18 protein-coding genes are annotated in these 18,295 nt (G+C 69.4%); 9 read left to right on the top strand and 9 right to left on the bottom strand.

The genetic code is table 11. The features are described from left to right. Positions 1–175: 175 nt before the first annotated feature. The gene (locus ABDW61_RS05910) at positions 176–661 is read left to right on the top strand and encodes a hypothetical protein (protein ID WP_343637180.1); all 486 of its coding nucleotides are present in this window, start codon (positions 176–178) and stop codon (positions 659–661) included. 82 nt (positions 662–743) lie between these two features. Here ABDW61_RS05910 and ABDW61_RS05905 read toward each other — a convergent pair whose 3' ends face one another. After that, positions 744–1,766, bottom strand: coding sequence for a substrate-binding domain-containing protein (locus ABDW61_RS05905; RefSeq protein WP_343637178.1), 1,023 nt, complete (start codon positions 1,764–1,766; stop codon positions 744–746). 245 nt (positions 1,767–2,011) lie between these two features. On the opposite strand from ABDW61_RS05905, the gene ABDW61_RS05900 reads away from it, so the two are divergent. The 5 genes from ABDW61_RS05900 to ABDW61_RS05880 all read left to right on the top strand — a co-directional run bounded on the left by ABDW61_RS05900 (position 2,012) and on the right by ABDW61_RS05880 (position 6,816). Then, positions 2,012–2,623, top strand: a complete 612-nt coding sequence (locus ABDW61_RS05900) for a gluconokinase (protein WP_343637176.1) — start codon at positions 2,012–2,014, stop codon at positions 2,621–2,623. Between the two features lie 77 nt (positions 2,624–2,700). After that, positions 2,701–3,150 (top strand): TRAP transporter small permease subunit, encoded by a 450-nt coding sequence (locus tag ABDW61_RS05895; protein WP_343637583.1) that lies wholly within the window; start codon positions 2,701–2,703, stop codon positions 3,148–3,150. Between the two features lie 13 nt (positions 3,151–3,163). Beyond that, a complete protein-coding gene (locus ABDW61_RS05890; protein WP_343637174.1) occupies positions 3,164–4,456 on the top strand; it encodes a TRAP transporter large permease subunit in 1,293 nt (430 codons plus the stop codon). Between the two features lie 63 nt (positions 4,457–4,519). Beyond that, entirely contained in the window at positions 4,520–5,557 is a 1,038-nt protein-coding gene (locus ABDW61_RS05885) for a TRAP transporter substrate-binding protein (RefSeq protein ID WP_343637172.1), read from the top strand. 77 nt (positions 5,558–5,634) lie between these two features. After that, positions 5,635–6,816, top strand: coding sequence for a patatin-like phospholipase family protein (locus ABDW61_RS05880; RefSeq protein ID WP_343637170.1), 1,182 nt, complete (start codon positions 5,635–5,637; stop codon positions 6,814–6,816). Here ABDW61_RS05880 and ABDW61_RS05875 read toward each other — a convergent pair. Together ABDW61_RS05875 and ABDW61_RS05870 are read right to left on the bottom strand one after the other, a co-directional pair. Then, positions 6,755–7,414 carry a hypothetical protein gene (locus ABDW61_RS05875; RefSeq protein ID WP_343637168.1) on the bottom strand — a complete coding sequence of 220 codons (660 nt, stop codon included), beginning with the start codon at positions 7,412–7,414 and terminating at the stop codon, positions 6,755–6,757. The two genes, ABDW61_RS05880 and ABDW61_RS05875, sit on opposite strands and share 62 nt — an antisense overlap. Before the next feature lie 25 nt (positions 7,415–7,439). Then, positions 7,440–8,573: a hypothetical protein gene (locus tag ABDW61_RS05870; RefSeq protein WP_343637167.1), complete on the bottom strand. Its 1,134-nt coding sequence runs from the start codon at positions 8,571–8,573 to the stop codon at positions 7,440–7,442. A gap of 315 nt (positions 8,574–8,888) precedes the next feature. On the opposite strand from ABDW61_RS05870, the gene ABDW61_RS05865 reads away from it, so the two are divergent. The 3 genes from ABDW61_RS05865 (at position 8,889) to ABDW61_RS05855 (ending at position 11,939) form a co-directional block, all read left to right on the top strand. Further along, the gene (locus tag ABDW61_RS05865) at positions 8,889–9,914 is read left to right on the top strand and encodes a phospholipase (protein ID WP_343637165.1); all 1,026 of its coding nucleotides are present in this window, start codon (positions 8,889–8,891) and stop codon (positions 9,912–9,914) included. 224 nt (positions 9,915–10,138) lie between these two features. After that, positions 10,139–11,326, top strand: a complete 1,188-nt coding sequence (locus ABDW61_RS05860) for a hypothetical protein (protein ID WP_343637163.1) — start codon at positions 10,139–10,141, stop codon at positions 11,324–11,326. Continuing rightward, on the top strand, positions 11,316–11,939 hold the full coding sequence (locus ABDW61_RS05855; protein ID WP_343637161.1) for a hypothetical protein: 624 nt from the start codon (positions 11,316–11,318) through the stop codon (positions 11,937–11,939). Before ABDW61_RS05860 ends, ABDW61_RS05855 begins: the two co-directional genes overlap by 11 nt. Before the next feature lie 133 nt (positions 11,940–12,072). Here the strand turns inward: ABDW61_RS05855 and ABDW61_RS05850 are convergent, their stop codons facing one another. From ABDW61_RS05850 to ABDW61_RS05825, 6 genes are all read right to left on the bottom strand, one after another. Beyond that, positions 12,073–12,411: a hypothetical protein gene (locus ABDW61_RS05850; protein ID WP_343637159.1), complete on the bottom strand. Its 339-nt coding sequence runs from the start codon at positions 12,409–12,411 to the stop codon at positions 12,073–12,075. Between the two features lie 416 nt (positions 12,412–12,827). Then, entirely contained in the window at positions 12,828–13,361 is a 534-nt protein-coding gene (locus ABDW61_RS05845) for a hypothetical protein (RefSeq protein WP_343637157.1), read from the bottom strand. A 172-nt stretch (positions 13,362–13,533) separates the two neighbouring features. Beyond that, on the bottom strand, positions 13,534–15,111 hold the full coding sequence (locus ABDW61_RS05840) for a methyl-accepting chemotaxis protein (protein WP_343637155.1): 1,578 nt from the start codon (positions 15,109–15,111) through the stop codon (positions 13,534–13,536). A 162-nt stretch (positions 15,112–15,273) separates the two neighbouring features. Beyond that, positions 15,274–16,281, bottom strand: a complete 1,008-nt coding sequence (locus ABDW61_RS05835) for a hypothetical protein (protein ID WP_343637153.1) — start codon at positions 16,279–16,281, stop codon at positions 15,274–15,276. A 32-nt stretch (positions 16,282–16,313) separates the two neighbouring features. Next, positions 16,314–17,060 (bottom strand): DUF5672 family protein, encoded by a 747-nt coding sequence (locus ABDW61_RS05830; RefSeq protein WP_343637151.1) that lies wholly within the window; start codon positions 17,058–17,060, stop codon positions 16,314–16,316. Beyond that, positions 17,057–18,214: a glycosyltransferase gene (locus ABDW61_RS05825; RefSeq protein WP_343637149.1), complete on the bottom strand. Its 1,158-nt coding sequence runs from the start codon at positions 18,212–18,214 to the stop codon at positions 17,057–17,059. The genes ABDW61_RS05830 and ABDW61_RS05825 overlap by 4 nt, the downstream gene beginning before the upstream one ends. Positions 18,215–18,295 lie beyond the last annotated feature (81 nt).

Here is an 18,295-nt window from a genome sequence, read left to right as displayed (position 1 = left end):
CCAACGTCTGCACGCACCCGCGATGTCCTTCCCGCCAATGCCCCCTTCGGCCCGCCTGCCGCTGCGCAGCCATCTGGGCCTCCTTTCCCTCCATCCCTGCGCCGCCGCGCCCAGCTCCGGCAGTTGCGCCGAGGAGGTCGCCCATACCACGCTCCGGCTCCGGGATCTCCGGGTGATGCCCTCCTGTGCGTCGCTGGTCCTGCTGGCCTGCGCCGTGCCCCTGCTGATGCAGGGACTCTCGTCGAAGGCCTGGCTGCCGATGGTGTTCGGGCTGGCGCTGATGGGGCTGCTGGCCACTTGCCTGGCCGTGGGCATCCAGACCCTGCGCGGCCTGCTGCTGCATGTCGCGCCGCCGTCGCTGTGCTTCGCCGGTGACACCGCGATGCTGGCGCTGTCGGCCCGCAACCCCTCCCGCCGTGCGCGCAGTCACATCGCCGTGACGCTGGTCGAGCCGCCGCAGCCGGGCAGCGTGCGCTGGCTGGCTGTCGCGCCCCAGAGCACGGACTCGGTGCTGATCCCGCTGCCGGCCCTCAGATGCGGCTCCCAGGCCATGCCGCGGGTCCGTCTCGAAACGCGCCACCCCTTCGGTCTCCTGCGCGTGAGCACGAGCTGGCAGCCGTCCGGCGAATGGCAGGTCCGCGCGCGGCCCGCGCCGTTCTGATCGGGCGCTGGAGAGAAGGGCGGGAAGGGCGGAAAAAAGGGGGAAAGGGCGGGAAAGGGCTGGAAAGGGCGCCGGGAGGCGCTCAGCAGCTGTCGCGCATCACGAGCTGGAAGCCGAGATCCACGCAGGTCTCGGGCACCGGCTCGTTGCGCATCAGGGCCACCAGCATGCGGGCCGCGTGCAGGCCGATGTCGCCGCGAGGCGTCCGCACCGTGCTCAGCGGCGGGAGCATCTGGTCGCCGCCGGTCAGGTCGTTGAAGCCGACGACGGCGACGCGCTCCGGCACTTTCACACCCAGGCGCAAGGCCTGCAGCAGCGCGCCCTGCGCCAGGTCGTCGTTGTTGAAGAAGATCGCGTCGACCTCCGGTGCCGCCCGCAGCACGCGCTCGAACATCGCCGCCCCCAGCGCGAAGGACGAGGGCGCCGAGTCCATGAACTCGAGCGCCGGATCGTGGGCCGCGCCGAGCGCGGCGCGATAGCCCTCGGCGCGCTGCAGCGTGCGCGGATCCAGCTGCGCGGCCGCGAACGCGATGCGGCGGTAACCGCGCCGCAGCAGTTCGGCGGTCATCGCATGGCCGGCCGCCTGCTGAGAGAAGCCGACGGAATAGAGGCCCGGCTCGCCGCGGTTCTCCATCACGTGGACGCAGGGCACGCCGCTGCCGTGAAGCAGCGCGCGCGCCGCATCGGTGCGGTCGAAGCCGGTGACGAGCAGCCCGGCGGGGCGGTTCATCAGGTAGGTCCGCAGCAGCGCTTCCTCTTCCTCGGGGTGGTAGTGGGTGACGCCGATGAGGCTCTGGTAGCCGGCCGCGAGCAGCGTGCGCTGCGCCGCGTCCAGCAGGTCGACGAACAGCGCGTTCGACAGCAGCGGGATGAGCACCACGACCTGGTTGCTGCGCGCCGAGGCCAGCGCGCGCGCTGCCGGATCGGGGACATAGCCCAGCTGCGCGACGGCGGCGGTGACGCGCTCGACCAGTTCCGGCGCGACGCTGCGCTCGCCGCGCAACGCGCGGGAGGCGGTGATCGGGCTCACGCCGGCCGCCTGCGCGACGTCTTGCAGCGTGGCGCGGCCGGTGGCCCGGCGCCGTCTGGGGGAGGATGCGTTCATCGGCAGGAGGATAGCGCTGTCCTCCCGGCCCGGGAGCCGGGGGCTGCCCCAGGACTTGGCGCGCCGGCGGCACCGAAACCTCGCGTAATCCCTATCCTGGTGCTGCCATGCACCACCTAAGATAGCGCTATCCCGCCGCGTGAAAGGCTCTTCGCGGCGGGGTGGCCCTCCTGTGACGAGGACTCGACGGCGACCCGGACCTTCCGATCGCCGTCTCTTTTCAGAACTTGGGATAGCGCTATCCAATGACCGCATCGACTGCCTCCCCCGCAGCGCCCGCCGCCCGCGCCATCGTCGTGATGGGCGTGGCCGGCTGCGGCAAGACCAGCGTCGGCGAGGTGCTGGCGCTGGCGCTCGGCTGGCCCTTCATCGAGGGCGACGCCCACCACGCGCCGGCCTCGATCGCCAAGATGCAGGCCGGCCAGCCGCTCACGGACGAGGACCGCTGGGGCTGGCTCGACCGGCTCGGCGCGCTGCTGGCCGGACAGGCGCCGGTGGTGCTGAGCTGCTCCGCGCTCAAGCGCGCCTACCGGGATCGGCTGCGTGGCGCCTGTCCGTCCCTGGCCTTCGTGTTCCTCGAGATCGACAAGCCGCTCGCGCTGACGCGCGTGGCTGCCCGCGCGGCGGGGCACATCTTTCCGGCGAGCCTGGTCGACAGCCAGTTCGCCACGCTGGAGCCGCCCACCGGCGAGCCCGGCGTCGTGACGGTGCCGGCGGCGCTGCCGGTGGCGGAGCAGGTGAGGCAGGCGCTCGCCGCGCTCGCGCAGGAAGCGCCCCACGCGCCGGACACGTCAAAGGCGTCGGAGACGTCCATGGCGCCCCCGGCACCGCAGGACAACCAGGAGACCGCGCCATGACCCCCTCTCATCAGGACGCCGGCGCGCCGGCCCAGGCCGCGCGCCGTTCGCGCTGGCAGACCGCCAGCGAGGCCGCGATGGCGCTGTGCCTGGGCGTGATGGCGCTGGCGGTGTTCGTCAATGTCGTGCTGCGCTACGGCTTCGGCAGCGGCATCGCGGCGAGCGAGGAGCTCTCGCGCCTGCTGTTCGTGTGGATGGTCTTCATCGGCGCGACGGCCGCCTATCCGCTGGGCGAGCACATGGCCTTCACCAGCCTGCTGCTGCCGCTGCGGCGCCAGCCGGCGGCGCTGCGCGCGATCACCGCGCTGATCCGCGTCGCCGTCATCGCCGCGGCCGCGCTGGTGGGGTGGGGCGCCTGGCAGCAGGTGGTGGTCGGGCTGGAGAGCCGCTCGGTGGTGCTGGGCTACTCCAACGCGCTGCTGCCGCTGCCGGCGCTGCTCTCCTGCGCAGCGATCGCCGTGATCGCGCTGTGGGAGCTGATCCGCAACCAGCCGCTGGACCTCGATCACGAGTCCGACGTCGAGTAAGGGCAGGATGACCATGAGCAACGAGGCACTGTCCTTCATCGTCTTTTGCGGCGGCATGCTGCTGCTGATGGGCCTGGGCATCCCGATGGCCTTCGCGCTGGTGCTGACCGGCGCCGGCATGGCCTGGGCGCTGGATTTCTGGGACACCCAGCTGCTGGCGCAGAACCTGGTGGCCGGCATCGACAGCTTCCCGCTGCTGGCCGTGCCCTTCTTCATCCTGGCCGGGGAATTGATGAACGCCGGGGGCATCAGCCGGCGGATCATCCAGATGGCGCAGGCCTGGGTCGGGCACATCCCCGGCGGGCTGGGCTTCGTCGCGATCGGCGCCTCGGTGCTGATGGCCAGCATGAGCGGCTCGGCGCTGGCCGACACCGCGGCGCTGGCCACCATCCTGCTGCCGATGATGCAGCGCCATGGCTACCCGATGGCCACCTCGGCCGGGCTGATCGCCTCGGGCGGCATCATCGCGCCCATCATTCCGCCGTCGATGCCCTTCGTGATCTATGGGGTGACGACCAACACCTCGATCTCGGCGCTGTTCCTCTCGGGCATCGTGCCGGGGCTGGTCATGGGCCTGGGGCTGCTGATCGCGTGGAAGCTGCAGCTGCGCCGGATCGACCTGCCGCCCGGCACCGCGCTGCCGATGGGCGAGCGGCTGAAGGCGACGGCCAAGGCCTTCTGGGCGCTGCTGATGCCGCTGATCATCATCGGCGGCATGAAGACCGGCGTGTTCACGCCGACCGAGGCCGCGGTCGTGGCCGCGTTCTACGCGCTGGTGATCAGCTTCGCCGTCCATCGCGAGATGGGCCTGCGCGAGCTGCATGGCGTGCTGGTGCGCGCGGCCAAGACGACGGCGATCGTGATGTTCCTGTGCGCCGGCGCCCAGGTGGCGAGCTACATGATCACGCTGGCCGACCTGCCGGGCGTGCTGACCGGGTGGCTGGGCGGGTTGATCGAATCGCCGCGCCTGCTGATGGCGCTGATGATGCTGATCCTGGTCGTGATCGGCACCGCGCTGGACCTGACGCCAACCATCCTGATCTTCGCCCCGGTGATGCTGCCGATCGCCGTCAAGGCGGGCATCGACCCGGTGTACTTCGGCCTGATGTTCGTGCTCAACGGCGCCATCGGCCTGATCACGCCGCCGGTGGGCACGGTGCTCAACGTCGTGGCCGGCGTGGGCCGGCTGTCGATGCATCAGGTCATCAAGGGCGTCAATCCGTTCCTGCTCACCTACACGCTGATCCTGGTGCTGTTCACCGCCTTCCCGGCGCTGGTGACGGAGCCGATCCGCTGGATGCGCTGAATCCGCAGCCGTATCCGATCCTGAATCCGATCCCGAGTCCATTCGCCCCCCAAGGAGACAACCATGAGCTTCAAGACTCGCCGCCTGACCCTGGCCGCTGCCGCGCTGGCCACGCTCGCCCTGGGCACCCTCGGCGCCGCCTTGCCGGCCGCCGCCGCCGACATCAAGCCGCGCCTGATCCGCTTCGGCTACGGCCTGGCGGAGAACAGCAACCAGGGCCGCGCGGTCAAGGTCTTCGCCGACGAGGTGCAGAAGCTCTCCGGCGGCAAGATGCGGGTGCGCGCGATCGGTGGCGCGGCGCTGGGGCCGGATACGCAGATGCAGCAGGCGCTGATCGGCGGGGCGCAGGAGATGATGGTGGGCTCCACGGCGACGCTGGTGGGCATCGCCAAGGAGATGGCGCTGTGGGACACGCCCTTCCTGGTCAACAACGTCCGCGAGGCCGACGCGCTGCTGGACGGGCCGGTGGGCGACAAGGTGCGCGGCAAGCTGGCCGAGAAGGGCCTGGTCGGCCTGGTGTACTGGGAGAACGGCTTCCGCAACCTGACCAACAGCAAGCACGCGGTCAACAAGCTGGAGGACCTCAGCGGCATCAAGCTGCGCGTGATGCAGAACAACGTGTTCCTCGACAGCTTCAAGCAGCTGGGCGCAAACGCGGTGCCGCTGCCGTATTCGGAGCTGTTCACGGCGCTCGAGACCAACGCCGTCGACGGCCAGGAGAACCCGTACAACACCATCCTGTCGGCCAAGTTCTACGAGGTGCAGAAGTACCTGACGGTGACGAATCACGTGTACAGCCCGTGGATCGTGACGGTGTCGAAGAAGTTCTGGGACGGCCTGTCCAAGGACGAGCAGGCGATCCTGCAGCAGGCGGCGGTCAAGAGCCGCGACTTCGAACGCAAGGACACGCGCGACGAGGCCGCCAAGGCGCTGGCGGAGCTCAAGGCCAAGGGCATGGCGGTCAATGAACTGAGCCCGGCCGAGACCGCCCGCATGCGCGACAAGCTGACCCGCGTGAACGCCGGCATCGCGACGCAGGTCGGCATGGACCTGTGGACCGAGACGCAGGGACAGCTGGCGAAGCTGCGCGGCGGGAAGTGAGCGCGTGACGCAGGGCACGCCGCCACGGTAGGCTGCGGGCTTCGCCGCCACCGGGCGCCGCCGCGCGTCCTGCCGCCATGCCGACTGACAAACCCATCGACAAACCGACTGACAAGCCCAGCGCCAAGTCCGCGGCGTCCCCCCGGCTCATCGACCTGGCGCTCCAAGGCGGCGGCTCGCACGGCGCCTTCACCTGGGGCGTGCTGGACCGGCTGCTCGAGGATGGGCGGCTCCAGGCCGACGGCGTCTCCGGCACCAGCGCCGGCGCGATGAATGCCGCCGTCATGGCCACCGGCTTCGCCAAGGGCGGGGCGCTGGGGGCGCGGCAGGCGCTATCGCGCTTCTGGCAGGACGTGTCGGGCGTGCCGGCCTGCTTCGGCGTCGTCGGCGAGACGGCCGGTCCCGGCCACGCCGCGCGCATGGAGCTCCCGGCCTGGGTCTACAACCGCAGCGCCTGGCCCGGCTACGCGGCCTGGGACGCCTGGATGCGGCTGTGGAGCCCGTACCAGCTCAATCCGTTCAACCTCGACCCGCTGCGCGACATCGTCCAGCGCCATGTCGACATCGAGGCGCTGCGCGAGGGACCGATCAAGGTCTTCGTGGTGGCGACCTCGGTGCGGACCGGCCAGCCGCGCGTGTTCAGCGGCGAGGACCTGAGCATCGAGGCGCTGATGGCCTCGGCCTGCCTGCCGCACGGCGCGCAGACGGTGGTGATCGACGGGGAGCCGTTCTGGGATGGCGGCTACTCGGGCAATCCGGCGCTGTGGCCGCTGGTTTATGGCACCGCCTCGGACGACGTGCTGCTGATCCAGATCAATCCGCGCGAGCATGCCGGCATTCCGCGCACCGCGGCGGAGATCGACGACCGCATCAACGAGATCACCTTCAATGCCAGCCTGGTCGCCGAGCTGCGCGCGATCGCCTTCGTGCAGCGGCTGCTGCGCGACCGGCGCGTCGATCCGACCCATTACAAGCAGATGCGGCTGCACCGCATCGCCGACGAGGACGGCCTGGCGCCGTTCGGCGCGTCGAGCAAGCTCAACACCGATCCCGGACTGCTGACGACGCTGTTCGGGCTCGGCCGGGCGGCGGCGGACAAATGGCTGGGCAGTTGCGCGGCCCATGTCGGCCACGAGAGCACGCTCGACATCGGCGAGGTGTTCCTCGCCAACCGGGTGCGCAACGCCAAGCCGGCGGTCAAAGCGCCCGGTCGTACGCCCCGGCCCGCGCGTCCTGGACCATCCGGCCCCACTCGTTGAGCACCAGGGCGCTGCCGCGCGGCTGGATGAAGCGGTGCACGACGGCGTCCTCGGGATCGAGCTCGACGGCGCTGCCGTCGGGCCGATGCGCGATCAGCACCGGGCGCTGCCAGCTGACCATCTTCGCGCGGCGGTTGCGCGGGTCCAGGTCGAGCGCCCATTGAAAGGCGGGGCGGCCCAGGACGATCAGCTCGCCCAGCAGCAGACCCAGGTCGCCCAGGAAGGAGAACACCAGTTCGTCGCCGCGCCGGTGGCTGGCGAGCCAGCGCGCCGTCGACGCCAGTTCCCGGTGCCGGTCATGGAGCGCGGGCATCGCCTCCTTCATCCACGTGTGCAGCGCGTCGAGCAGCGGCGCCGGATCGGCGCCGGCCAGCGCGGGCGCGGCGTCGATGCCGGCCTCGTCGCGCAGCAGCGCCGTGACGATCTCCAGCCGGGCGGTCCGCTGCGTCAGCAGCGCCTCCAGGTTGGCCTGCGCCTGGGCGGGCGTCAGCGACGCGCCGTCCCCCGGATGGGGCAGGGTGTAGGCCGGATAGCCGGCCAGGCGCCGCTCGAGCGTGGACCCGGACGGCGGGGCGATCTTCTTGAGCCAGTTCAGCATCGCGCCATCTTCGCAGGCGCGGCGCTCAGAACCATCCCTTGATCGTGTCGAAGGCCCCCTTGGCGAGCTGATCGCCGCCGAAGGCCCCGATCGCGCCCCCGATCAGCCCGCCCACCACCGTGCCGCCGACCGGCAGGATCGCCGTGCCGATGGCCGCGCCGGCCGCCGCGCCGCCCCAGCCGCCCAGCGCGCCGCCAGCCACGCCGGCGACCGCGCGCCCGGTCTTCTCGCCGACCCGGTTGCCGTCCGCGTGGAAGGCGCTGCCGACCTCGATCGCATCCATCACCGCGCCCACGGGGCGCAGCACCTTGCCCGCCCGCTCCAGCGCCACGCCGGTCTGGCGCAGCGTGCGGTTCTCGGCCAGCGCCTGGGCATCCTTGGCGACCTGCTCCACGATGGTGCTGCTCTTGGAGGTGTAGCCGACCTTGGACTCGATCTCGACGCGCGTGCGGTTGCGCGGATCGCCGCCCCGGGTGTCGGCGACGACGTCCACCCGCCGGCTGCCGCCGTTGCGGGGCTGTTCGATCGACACGTCGTGCCCGGTGGCGCGCCAGCGGTCGGCGATCGCGTCACGCGCCAGCGCGCCGTTGGTGTTGTTGGCCACCTCCTTCGGGATGCCGGCCGACTTGCCCACCGAGTTGGGCGGCGCCGCGTGCGCGGTGGCGTTGAACTCGATGCCGTGCGAGGTCAGCAGCTCCCGCAGCGGCGAGGAGAACCCGCTGCGGCCGGTCCAGGCGCTGGTCGTGTTCTCCCAGCGCTTGATCAGGATGGGGTTGTCGATGAGCAGGTGCTTGCCCTGGCTCGCCATCGCCTGACCGGCGGCCCACAGGCCGTTCGGCGCCAGTTCGGCGGTCGCGGTGACCACGTCCTGGTTGAAGCGTGACAGGTCGCCGACGCGGCCCTGCGCGATCAGCTCCTTCTCGATCGAGGCGTGCGCCTGCGCGGCGCTGTCGAAGTCCTTGACGCTGGCCTCGGCGACCCAGCCCGCCAGACGCCTGGTGTCGAGCGCGCCGGTGTTGGGATCGGCCGCCTGGGCGATCAGGTCCCGCGCCTGGCCGCGCTGGACGGCGGAGGAGGCGGTGGCGCCGGTCGGGGCGGCCGGCGCCGGGGAGGGCGCGGGCGAAGGGACGTTGGATGAACGGGTGGCGTCGGCCAGCATCGCGTGCTCCTTGCGTTTCGGGCTGGCTGGCATTGCATCGCGCGGTGGTCGGCCGTGAAAGACGGGACCGTTCCCAGCTAGGGACGTCCCTAGCCGGGGTCGGTCCGACTGCCGCCAGCCGCATCCCGGGCCTAGCCTCCAGCGGCGAACCGCGCCTGGATTCCTCGGACTGTTGCCAACTGAAAACCAGCGCCGGCCGTCGCGTTCCCTTAACGGAAGCGTCACGAGCGCCTCCGAACATCGCGGCCCAGATTCCGGCGTGCGCCGATCGCGCAGCCATCACGCCCCTTGCGGGCTCATCACAGGGAGACTTCGATGCGATCCATCCAGTTGCTCGCCGCCACCGCCGCCGTGGCGGCCGGCCTCGCCCAGCCGATCGAGGCCAACGCCTTCGCCCAGGACACCCACAGGCGCATTGCGATCGACGCGGTGCGCTACATGCAGCGCCACGCCGGCACGACGAACTACGCCAAGCTGCTGGCGGGCGTCACGCGCGCGGGCTACACGATCGACCAGTTCGCCGAGCAGCTCGGCCAGGGCGCCTATGACGTCGACGACTTCGCCGACACCTACCTGTGCGGCGCGATGACCGGCGACTGCGTGCTGGCGCCGGTCTGGGGGCTGGGTTCGGGCATCGTCAACTACACCTCGTACTGGCACTTCCAGAACCGCACGCAGGGCCCTGACGTCCACGGCAATCCCTTCGGCGGCTACAACTACGCCAAGCTGACCGTCAAGGGCGACATCGACGATCTGGCTGCCGCGTGGCTCGTCGGCGATCACCTGGACGACGGCAAGGGCGGCATGAAGGGCTGGTTTGGCGACGGGAGCAAGTACAACGCCTATGGCCTGACCGAAGCCAACTACCGGCAGGGCGGCAGCTCGACGCCGTCGATGTACGCGGACTTCGAGAAAGCGCCGTTCCAGCCCATCGACAACCTGGGCCAGTACTGGTGGTCGCAGTTCCTGGCGCGGCCGACGGTGCAGAGCCTGGGCTTCGTGATGCACACGACGGACCTGCTGCAGCCGCATCACACCTGGACGACTTCGGCGCTGAACCACTCCGGCTGGGAGACCTGGGTGAAGGACTACTACGACAGCGAGGCGCTGGGTGATGACGCGCTCGTGACCGCCGCGCTGGCGAGCTACACGCCGCTGCCGGCCAGCGCCACCGACATCCGCCCGCTGCTGCGCCAGGGCGGGCAGATCTCGTACAGCCGCGGCGGCCAGGTGCTGTCGACGACCGACCACGCGGTGCGCCGCGATGTGGGCCGCGTCGTGGTGCCGCATGCGATCGCGATGGTCGTGCATCTGCTCAACCGCGCGGCTGAGCGGCTGTGAGGGGCGGGCGCGCGACTCGCGGCCGGCGCATGGGCCGGGCCTGCGCGGCGTTCGTCACGGCAGGGCTGGGCCTTGCGGCGTGCGCGGTCTTCGTGGTCCCGCGAGCGAGCGCGGCGCCTGGGCCATCGGCCGCGCCGGCGTCGGCCGATGAGCGAGCCGCGCCGGGGTGGGTCGCGCGTTTCGGTGATCAGGCGATCCCGCGCCGGCCGGCCGAGGCGCTGCTGATGCTCGCCCGCCGGGAGCAGCCGGCGCTGACCCTGCCTGAGCTGACGCGCCATCTGGCGCTGGACTTGCTGCTGGGCGACGCGGCCGCGCGGGAGGTCGGCGATGCGACGCTCTTCGCGAGCCGCCGTGTCGCTTTCGCGCCGGAGGCCGACACGCGGCGGCAGTGGCTCGCGACGCTCCAACAGATCTGGCCGGAACGCATCGACCGGGCCTGGACGGGCGCGAGGCTCGAGCAGCCGGTGAGCGTGGACGCGCGGGCCTGGACGGCGCTGTGGGCGGACGGGCAGGGCAGTGGGCTGCGCCTGGACGAGGCCCTCGACGACAGGCAACGCGACGCGGCCTCGCGGCTGGTGCTGCTGCGCCATCGCGCCTTTGGCGGCCTGCCGGCGGGCGCGATCAGCGTGGCCGACATCTGGCCGCTGCAGAACGTGCAGGGGCGGCGGATGCTGCGCATGGGCGAGCTCGATTTCGCCCGCGCGCAGGCCCGGCAGCTGCTGCGAGAGCGCTTCGTCGAGCAATGGCTGCGCCGCGACAGCGGGTGGAGCGAGGCGGAACTGGACTTCGTCCGCCGCGTCGTGCAGGCGCGGCAGCGCAAGCTCGCGTGGGTGCGCTGGCAGGGGCTCAGCGGCGATCCGCACGGCGATGCGCCGGCGCGCGCGGCGCTGGCGGCGTCGGTGCGGGAGGACGAGATCGGCGCGTATTACCGCGCGCATCTGGACCGCTTCACGCGGCTGGAGGCCGTCGGTGGCTTGCATCTGCGCTGCCCGGACGCCGCGTGCGGTGAGGGCAGCGACCTGCGCGGCCAGGCGGGCGTGAAGACGCTCGCATGGCGGCTCGGCGACCCCAAGCCGGCGGTAGAGCTCGACGCCTGGGCGCTGGACCTGCTGCAGGCCTGGCCGGTGGGCGTGGCCTCGCCGGCGATCCGGCATCCCGACGGCCATGGCTGGGAACGGGTGCAGGCGATCGCGGTGAAACGGGGCCACCATCCGCTCGACAGCGAGACGGTGCGCCATGAGGCGCGACAGGCCATCGCGCAGGAGAAGCTCGAGGCCGCGTGGCGCCGCCGTCAGCGCGAGTTGCTGGCGACGGCCGATCTGCAATGGGCGCCGGGGATGTCGGCGCCGCCCTTGCCGTTCGAGCCGGAACTGCCGCCCAAGGGCGACGAGGAGCATGGCCATGCGCATTGAGCGTGGACGCGTTGATCTGAAGATCGCAGCGGCGCTGGCGGTGATCGGCGCCTTGGCGGTGTGGCTCGCGAGGGGCGGGCCTGAGGGGACGTGGGACACGTCGGTCGCCGCTGGGGCGGCTCAGGTGCGGTCAGCGGCCCATTCGCCGCAGCTTGACGCCGGGGCTGCCGAGCCAGCGGATCGCGCGGCATCCGCCTCGGAGGCACTTGCCGCGGGGCCAGGCGCGGCTTCGGCGCAAACGCCTCTGGCGCCGCCATCGCAACCGGCATCGGAGCTGCCGGCCGCCTGGAGTCTGGCCGATGCCCGCGTGGCCGGCGATGACCGGGCGCCGCCCATGCAGCGTCAGGCGGCCGAACCGGCGGTGCCTGCCTGGCAGCTCGACGACCATGCGGGCTACGCGCGCCGCGAGCAGGACCGTCATCAAGCGGTGCAGCAGGCCTTCGTCGACGCGGCTGACCGCGAATTGCCGCTCATCGACCAGCAGATCGAGCGCGGCCGCGCGATGGGCCTGCCGGCTGAGCAACTGGCCAAGGGGGAGGAGAAACGCCGGCGCATCGCTGAGATGCGGGCACGGATGCAGGCGGAGCTCAAGGGGAGTGGGCCCGCGCCCTGAGCCCTGGGGCTGCGCCGAGGCGGATTTCTTTGCTCAGGCTCCGCATCCAAGCACCCGCACCATTTTCTTTTCCCCCTCTTCGCCGCATGACGAACGGTTTACAGGCGCAACTATCAATGCCGTTGAAATGCCCCTAACTCACCGTGATCCAATAGGTTGTGCCCACCACAACGATCCATGCGATATTCATTCGCATACTCCAGCGCAGATGCTTGCCGATATGGCGAGCCTTCTCCAAGAGTTCTTCGTCGATACCGCGCAATTCATCGCCATTGATCAATTGCTCAAATAACTCAATTTGGTAATTGTTCATACCGCCTTCGCCGCCAGGTTCTAGCAGATCGTTCGACCTGCGCTGCACGGCCGCGATTTGTTGGCCAAATGCGCTGAACTTGATCATCGTGATCACACCGTAGATCATGCATGGCAGGCCGGCCAGCGTCGCGATCAACACAGGGTCAGTCATTTGCATTTAAGTGCGCCTAGACCGTTGTCCCGTATAAACGAGTCCCGCCGGCCATCATGAGCGTGCCCGCTTCACCGCACAAGCTGCAAGAGCCCAATTTTCATATCAGTCTTGTTCTAAGCCAGATGATCCATTGAATCTGGCGGGCATTTGAGCCAGTACGCAGCCACCCACCAAGAGCGGGGAAGCAGAAGCAGCTTCAGAATGATCAAAATTCGAGGTGGACGCGCCATGAGCAATTTCATTTCAAATCTCAGGGGTCGGGATGAATATGAAAAGAAATTGAACCAAGCGTCCATCACTTATTCATTGGCGCTGGCGCCGGCGATCGCACGCCCTTGACGATGTGTGGATTGCCGGCGCCCGGCCTAGTCATCGGTTTGATGATCGGGCCAGCTTCACGGATACGGCGACAATCGGCTTTATGGGCTGAATTCAGCTATCCTTTTGAAATCGACACCTTTCATTTTCAGCTCCTTTGAGGCCTGCACAAATCGATCAGTGGCAAATATTGACGCGCGATTCGATGCAGAGAGGGTGAAGATATCCCAGGCCGCCTCGTTCAGAGGAATTGATAATTCATGCACCCAGAAAACTCGACCGTCCAAATTTGCAAGAACTTCTGAGCGAGACCTGTCGAATTCCTGTACCGTGGACAAGACGTTCAGAAGTTCCCATCGTCTACCTCCAACGCTTATCGGGAGAAGGTCGCATTCAGCCCGAATCTTTTTGAGAAGCTCATGCGCCAGATTCTCTGCTGCAACGAGCCCTCCCGGTCTCACGACCCCAGCGTTGAGCTTTTCATGCGCGTCGTCCAGGAAACGAGCCTTTTGCGCCACCCAGTCTGACTTGATGGAGTTCCACCCGATTGCCTCGTAGAACGTCAGATCCTGCAGCGGATCCCACACCAATCCCTCTGATTCCTCGGCAGGGATGATCAGGTATATGCCGTTCACGGGAGCTTCCCAAGTCGGATTTCGCTGTCGGTCAGGGAGGACTATACAAATCGCCGGCACCTGCGGGACTGCCGGGAAAACTCGGGCTTGCCGACGGTGCAGTCTATTGATCCGAACTGGTGATAACTCGGTGGGATTTGTGGCGAAACTCAGCTAAGTGCGGCCTGCCGGCTCAGGCGGCCGACAGCCCGCCGCGCACCTTGAAGCGCGAGATCGCCTCGGTCAGCGCCACGGCCTGCTGCCGCAGGCTCTCGGCCGCCGCCGCGCTTTCCTCGACCAGCGCCGCGTTCTGCTGCGTGCCGCGGTCGATCGCCGCCACCGCCTCGTTGACCTGCACGATGCCCTGCGACTGCTGTTCGGTGGAGGCGTTGATCTCGCCCATCAGGTCGGTGACCTTGCGCACCTGGTTCAGCACCGAGTCCATCGTCCGGCCGGCCTCCTGCACCAGCGCACCGCCGGCATCGACCTTCTCCACGCTGTCGGAGATCAGCACCTTGATCTCCTTGGCCGCCTGCGCGCTGCGCTGGGCCAAGGCCCGCACCTCGCTGGCCACCACCGCGAAGCCGCGGCCTTGCTCGCCAGCGCGCGCCGCCTCGACGGCCGCGTTCAGCGCCAGGATGTTGGTCTGGAACGCGATCCCGTCGATCACGCCAATGATGTCGCCGATCCGCTTGCTGGAGCCGGTGATCGCCTCCATCGTCGAAATCACGCGGTGCACCACCTCGCCGCCCTGGCCAGCGACCTGCGCCGCCGCGTCGGCCAGGCCCGTCGCCTTGCGCGAGGACTCGGCGTTGACCTGCACCGTCTCCGTCATCTGCGCCATCGACGAGGCGGTCTGCTGCAGCGCGCTGGCCTGCGATTCGGTGCGGCTGGACAGGTCGTGGTTGCCGCTGGCAATCTGCGTCGAGGCGGTCGCGATGCCATCGGCGGCCTGGCGCACGTTCGACACCATCGCCGACAGGTTGCCGCTCATCGCCTTCAGCGCGGTCAGCAACTGGCTCAGCTCGTCGCGGCCGCTGACCTCGATCTCCTCGCGCAGGTCGCCGTCGGCCACCGATTGCGCCACCCGGATCGCGCGATTCAGCGGCGCCGTCACCGCGCGGCTGATCAGCCAGCCCAGCAGGCCCGCCATCGCCGTGGACAGCACGGCCGTGACGATCAGCAGCGTGCGGTCGGTGGCGAAGAGCTCGCTCGCGGCCTGCGTCTCGCCGGCGGAGCGCTCGTCCTCGTAGCGGATGAATTCGCCAGTGGCCGTCAGCAACGCGGCCAGCAGCGGCCGGCATTCGGTGTTCATCTTCGCGATGGCGTCGTCGCGCTTGCCCTCGTTGACCAGTCCCACGATCGCGAGCGCGACCTTGCCGTACTGCTCCTCGACGCCGGAGAGCTTGTCGAACAGCGCCTTGTCCTGCGGCGTCGCGTCCTGCGCGCCGGTCAGGTGCTCCTTGAGCCGGCCCAGGGATTGCTTGACCTCCTCATGGGACTTGGTGACCGCGTCCAGTTCCATCGCGCGGTCCTGCGGCGTAGTCACCAGGACGAGGTTGCGAGCGGCGATCGCGCGCGACTTGGCCGCGGACTGCACCGCGATGACCAGGCGCTCGCGCGCCGCGACGCCATGCAGGTAGGTCTCCACGCGCGTGCTGGACTGGTCCAGCTGATGCAGCGCCTCGGCCGACACGGCAATGACGATCAACGCCATCAGGCCGAAGCCGGCCCAGAGTTTGGTCTTGACCTTGAGGCTTGAAAGATTCATGGCGATTCCCCCTGACGGATGCTGGCACTCCGAGCCGGTGCCAAATTTCATCTTCGGCGGCGGCAGGCGGGTTCTCAAGGTCTTCAGCGCGCGATCACGCGTGAGGAAATTGCCTACATCGGTCGAAGCCAGTCCGGGAAACCCCCGTGGCAGCCGACTCGGTCAGGCCCCGAAGGCGTGCGCCAGGCCGGCGACTTCGCGCTCGAAGATCATCCGTTCGCGCTGCACCGCCTGCTGCGCCGGGCGCGACAGCTCCAGGTAGAGCGCGTACTGGCGCATCAGCTCGCCGGCGCCGGCGAAGACCTGGTCGACCTGGTCCGGCTTGAAGTAGCACTCGTCCGGCAGCGCGTAGTCGCGCGCCGCGCCGACGTCCAGCGCGAACACGCAGCAGTCGCGCATCAGCGCCTCGCGGGCCAGCCGGTCCTTGCCGGGGAAGTTGCCCAGATCGATGAACAGCTTGCTCCGTCCCAGCGCGTCGTAGACCTGCGCGCGCGTCAGGCCGCGGATCAGGTGCACCTTGCAGCCGTTCTCGCGCTCCAGCCGCGCGGCGATCGCGCCGACGTCGTAGATGACCTTGTGGTTGGCGTTCAGCGCGATGTCGGTCTTGGCGGCCGGATCGACCGCCGGCTCACCGTCCGCGGCGACCGGCTTGCCGGGCGTGTAGTCCGACAGCGGCAGCGTCCGCGTGCAGCCCAGCGCGCGGATCACGTCGTGCGCGTAGCTCGACTGGTAGGTGTGCAGCACCCGCTCGCTGCGCAGCAGGTTCATGTTGATCCTGTTGACCGCCAGGTACTCGAAGGCGTTGTCGATGCTCAGCCACCACACCATCGGCGTGCAGGGCTGGAAGTAGCGCAGCCAGTGCACATAGGTCTCGGCCAGGACGACGCAGGTGTCCGGCGTCATCGCGATCTCCTCGGCCAGGCGCACCTGGTACTTCTGGTAGTCGGCCACGGTGTTGGGCCGCGGCTGCAGCTTCAGCGCCGTGCTGGCGCTCAGGCCATTGCGGCGGTACAACTCGTCGATCGCGGGCAGATCGGTCGGCAGCACGTACCAGACGCGCGCGTCGTGACCCTGGCGGATCAGCGAGTCCGACAGCTGGTGCAGCGCCTCCGGGCCGCCGGTCTGCACGCCGTGGGGGATCAGGATGACGATCTGTTTCTTCGCGTTCATCGGAAGCTTTCGAGGGGGAGTCTTGGCCGGGATCAGGACAGCGCCGCCAGGCGCGCCTGGAGCTTGAGCGCGGTCTCCGGGGCGACCACCTGCAGGCCCGGCAGCAGGTAGCCGCTGCGGCTTTTGACGATCCGGTCGGAGAGGTGGTCCAGCAGGAAATCCGGCATCTCGCGATAGACGCTGGGCAGGTGGAAGATGCCGTGGAAGCCGAAGGTCGGGTAGGGCACCGCCGGGAACTCCACCGAGAAATGCGAGGCGATCGCCTTGGGCGCGAAGCGGCAGCCGGCGCGCTCCAGCGTGTCGCGCATGGTGCGGCAGATGAAGAGGTCCTCGGCCTGGGCCGGATCGGGATAGTCCAGCTGCGCCACCGCATGCACCAGGCGGCGCGAGCGCCACGAGAAGCCGCCGTTGCCGACGTTGTTGTCCTCGTAGTTGGGCCAGGGCGCGCCGATGTAGTCGTAATGCAGGAAGTGCGGCGAGAACTGATCCGCGTTGAGCACGAAGCCGTCGTACTGGATCACCAGCACGTGATCGGCGCTGAGGTGCTCGGCCAGTTGGCGCGTGATGATCAGGTTGTAGTCGTTGATCGAGCGCAGCGTCGGCACCGGGATCACCGGCAGGCCGGGCCACAGCTCCGGCCGGTCCGAGTAGATCAGCACCTGGCTGAACGGCAGCCCCTGCTGCTCCATCAGCCGCATGCTGTGCAGCAGCGCCTGGCGGGCCAGCACATGCAGGTCGGTGTCGACGATGGCGACGGCGATGCTGGGCTTGGCGCTCATGACATCAGGTCCAGCAGTTGCTTCGTCACCGTGCCCCAGGAGAAGCGCTGCGCCAGCCGCTGGCGGGCGGCCTCGCGGCGCGGCGCCGGGGTCAGGCGTTGCTCGACCACCTGCAGCATCGCCTCGCGCAGGTCGTCCAGATCGGGCACGACGAAGGCGCCCACCGGCTGCGGCGCGTCGGCGTCGGTGCCGGGCCGGGTGTGCAGGCGGTGGCAGAGCTCGGGCGGCGTGAAGTCGTCGGTGGCGCCGCCGCCGCTGACGATCACATGCGTGCCGCAGCCCATCGCCTCCAGCACCGGCAGGTTGAAGCCTTCGGCCCGGTAGGGCGAGACATAGGCGTCGGAGAGCGCGTACAGCGAGCGCAGCTGCGGCAGGTTCAGGCTGGTCGACAGGATGGAGATGCCGTCGCGCACCTGCGGCGAATTGAGCTGGGGCGCCCGCGCCGCGAGCTCGCCGAACAGGCGCTCGACGCCGATGCCGTACAGCCCCTGGTGGTCCTTGAGGATCAGCCGCACCGGCAGGCCCTGCAGGCGCAGCTCGGCGAAGGCCAGCAGCAGCAGGTCGATGCCCTTGTTCCAGGTCGCCACGCCGACGTTGGCGAAGACCGTCTCATGCGGCTGCAGCCCCAGCGCCGCGCGCGCGGCCTGACGCTGTTCGGGCGTCATCGGGAAGAAGGTGTCGGTCTTGTAGCCGTGGGGCACGACCTGGACCTTGTCCGCGTCGAAGCCGTAATCCACCAGCCGCGCCTTGGACCAGCGCGTCGGCGTGACGATGAAGTCGTCGCCCTGGGTCAGCGCGGAGGGTGCCATCTCGGGCGGATCGAAGCTCTTGCCCGAGAGGCCGAATTCGGTGACCACGAAGGTGGCGTTGCGGCGCGCCGCGGCCGGGTCTCCGAGGCGCACCGGCGAGGCGATGCGCAGGCGCAGGTCCATGACGCGGTCGCCGGGGTCGGGCAGCGCGTCGATGATGGCGCGCTCCTCGGGCGCGAAGCCGGAGTCCAGCTTGCCCTTGTCCCAATGCGGCATGAAGAACGGCGCGTCCTTGTGGAACAGCTCGAACCGCGGGTCCTTCACCATCTCCAGGATCTGGTTCTGGTTGACCATCGCGATGGAGTGGTTCACCCCCCGCCAGCCTTCGATGCAGAGTGTCTTCATCCGGCGGATTGTGTCCCCGCGCGGGCGGGGGCATGCGCGGATAAGGGGGACAGGGACGGCCTACTCCGTGGCGAAGACGGC

The organism is Roseateles sp. (assembly GCF_039595595.1).
In the GTDB taxonomy this organism is placed as follows: Bacteria; Pseudomonadota; Gammaproteobacteria; order Burkholderiales; family Burkholderiaceae_C; genus Roseateles.
Note: the sequence above shows the minus strand (reverse complement) of the source record. Positions and strands in the feature narration are given on the sequence as shown.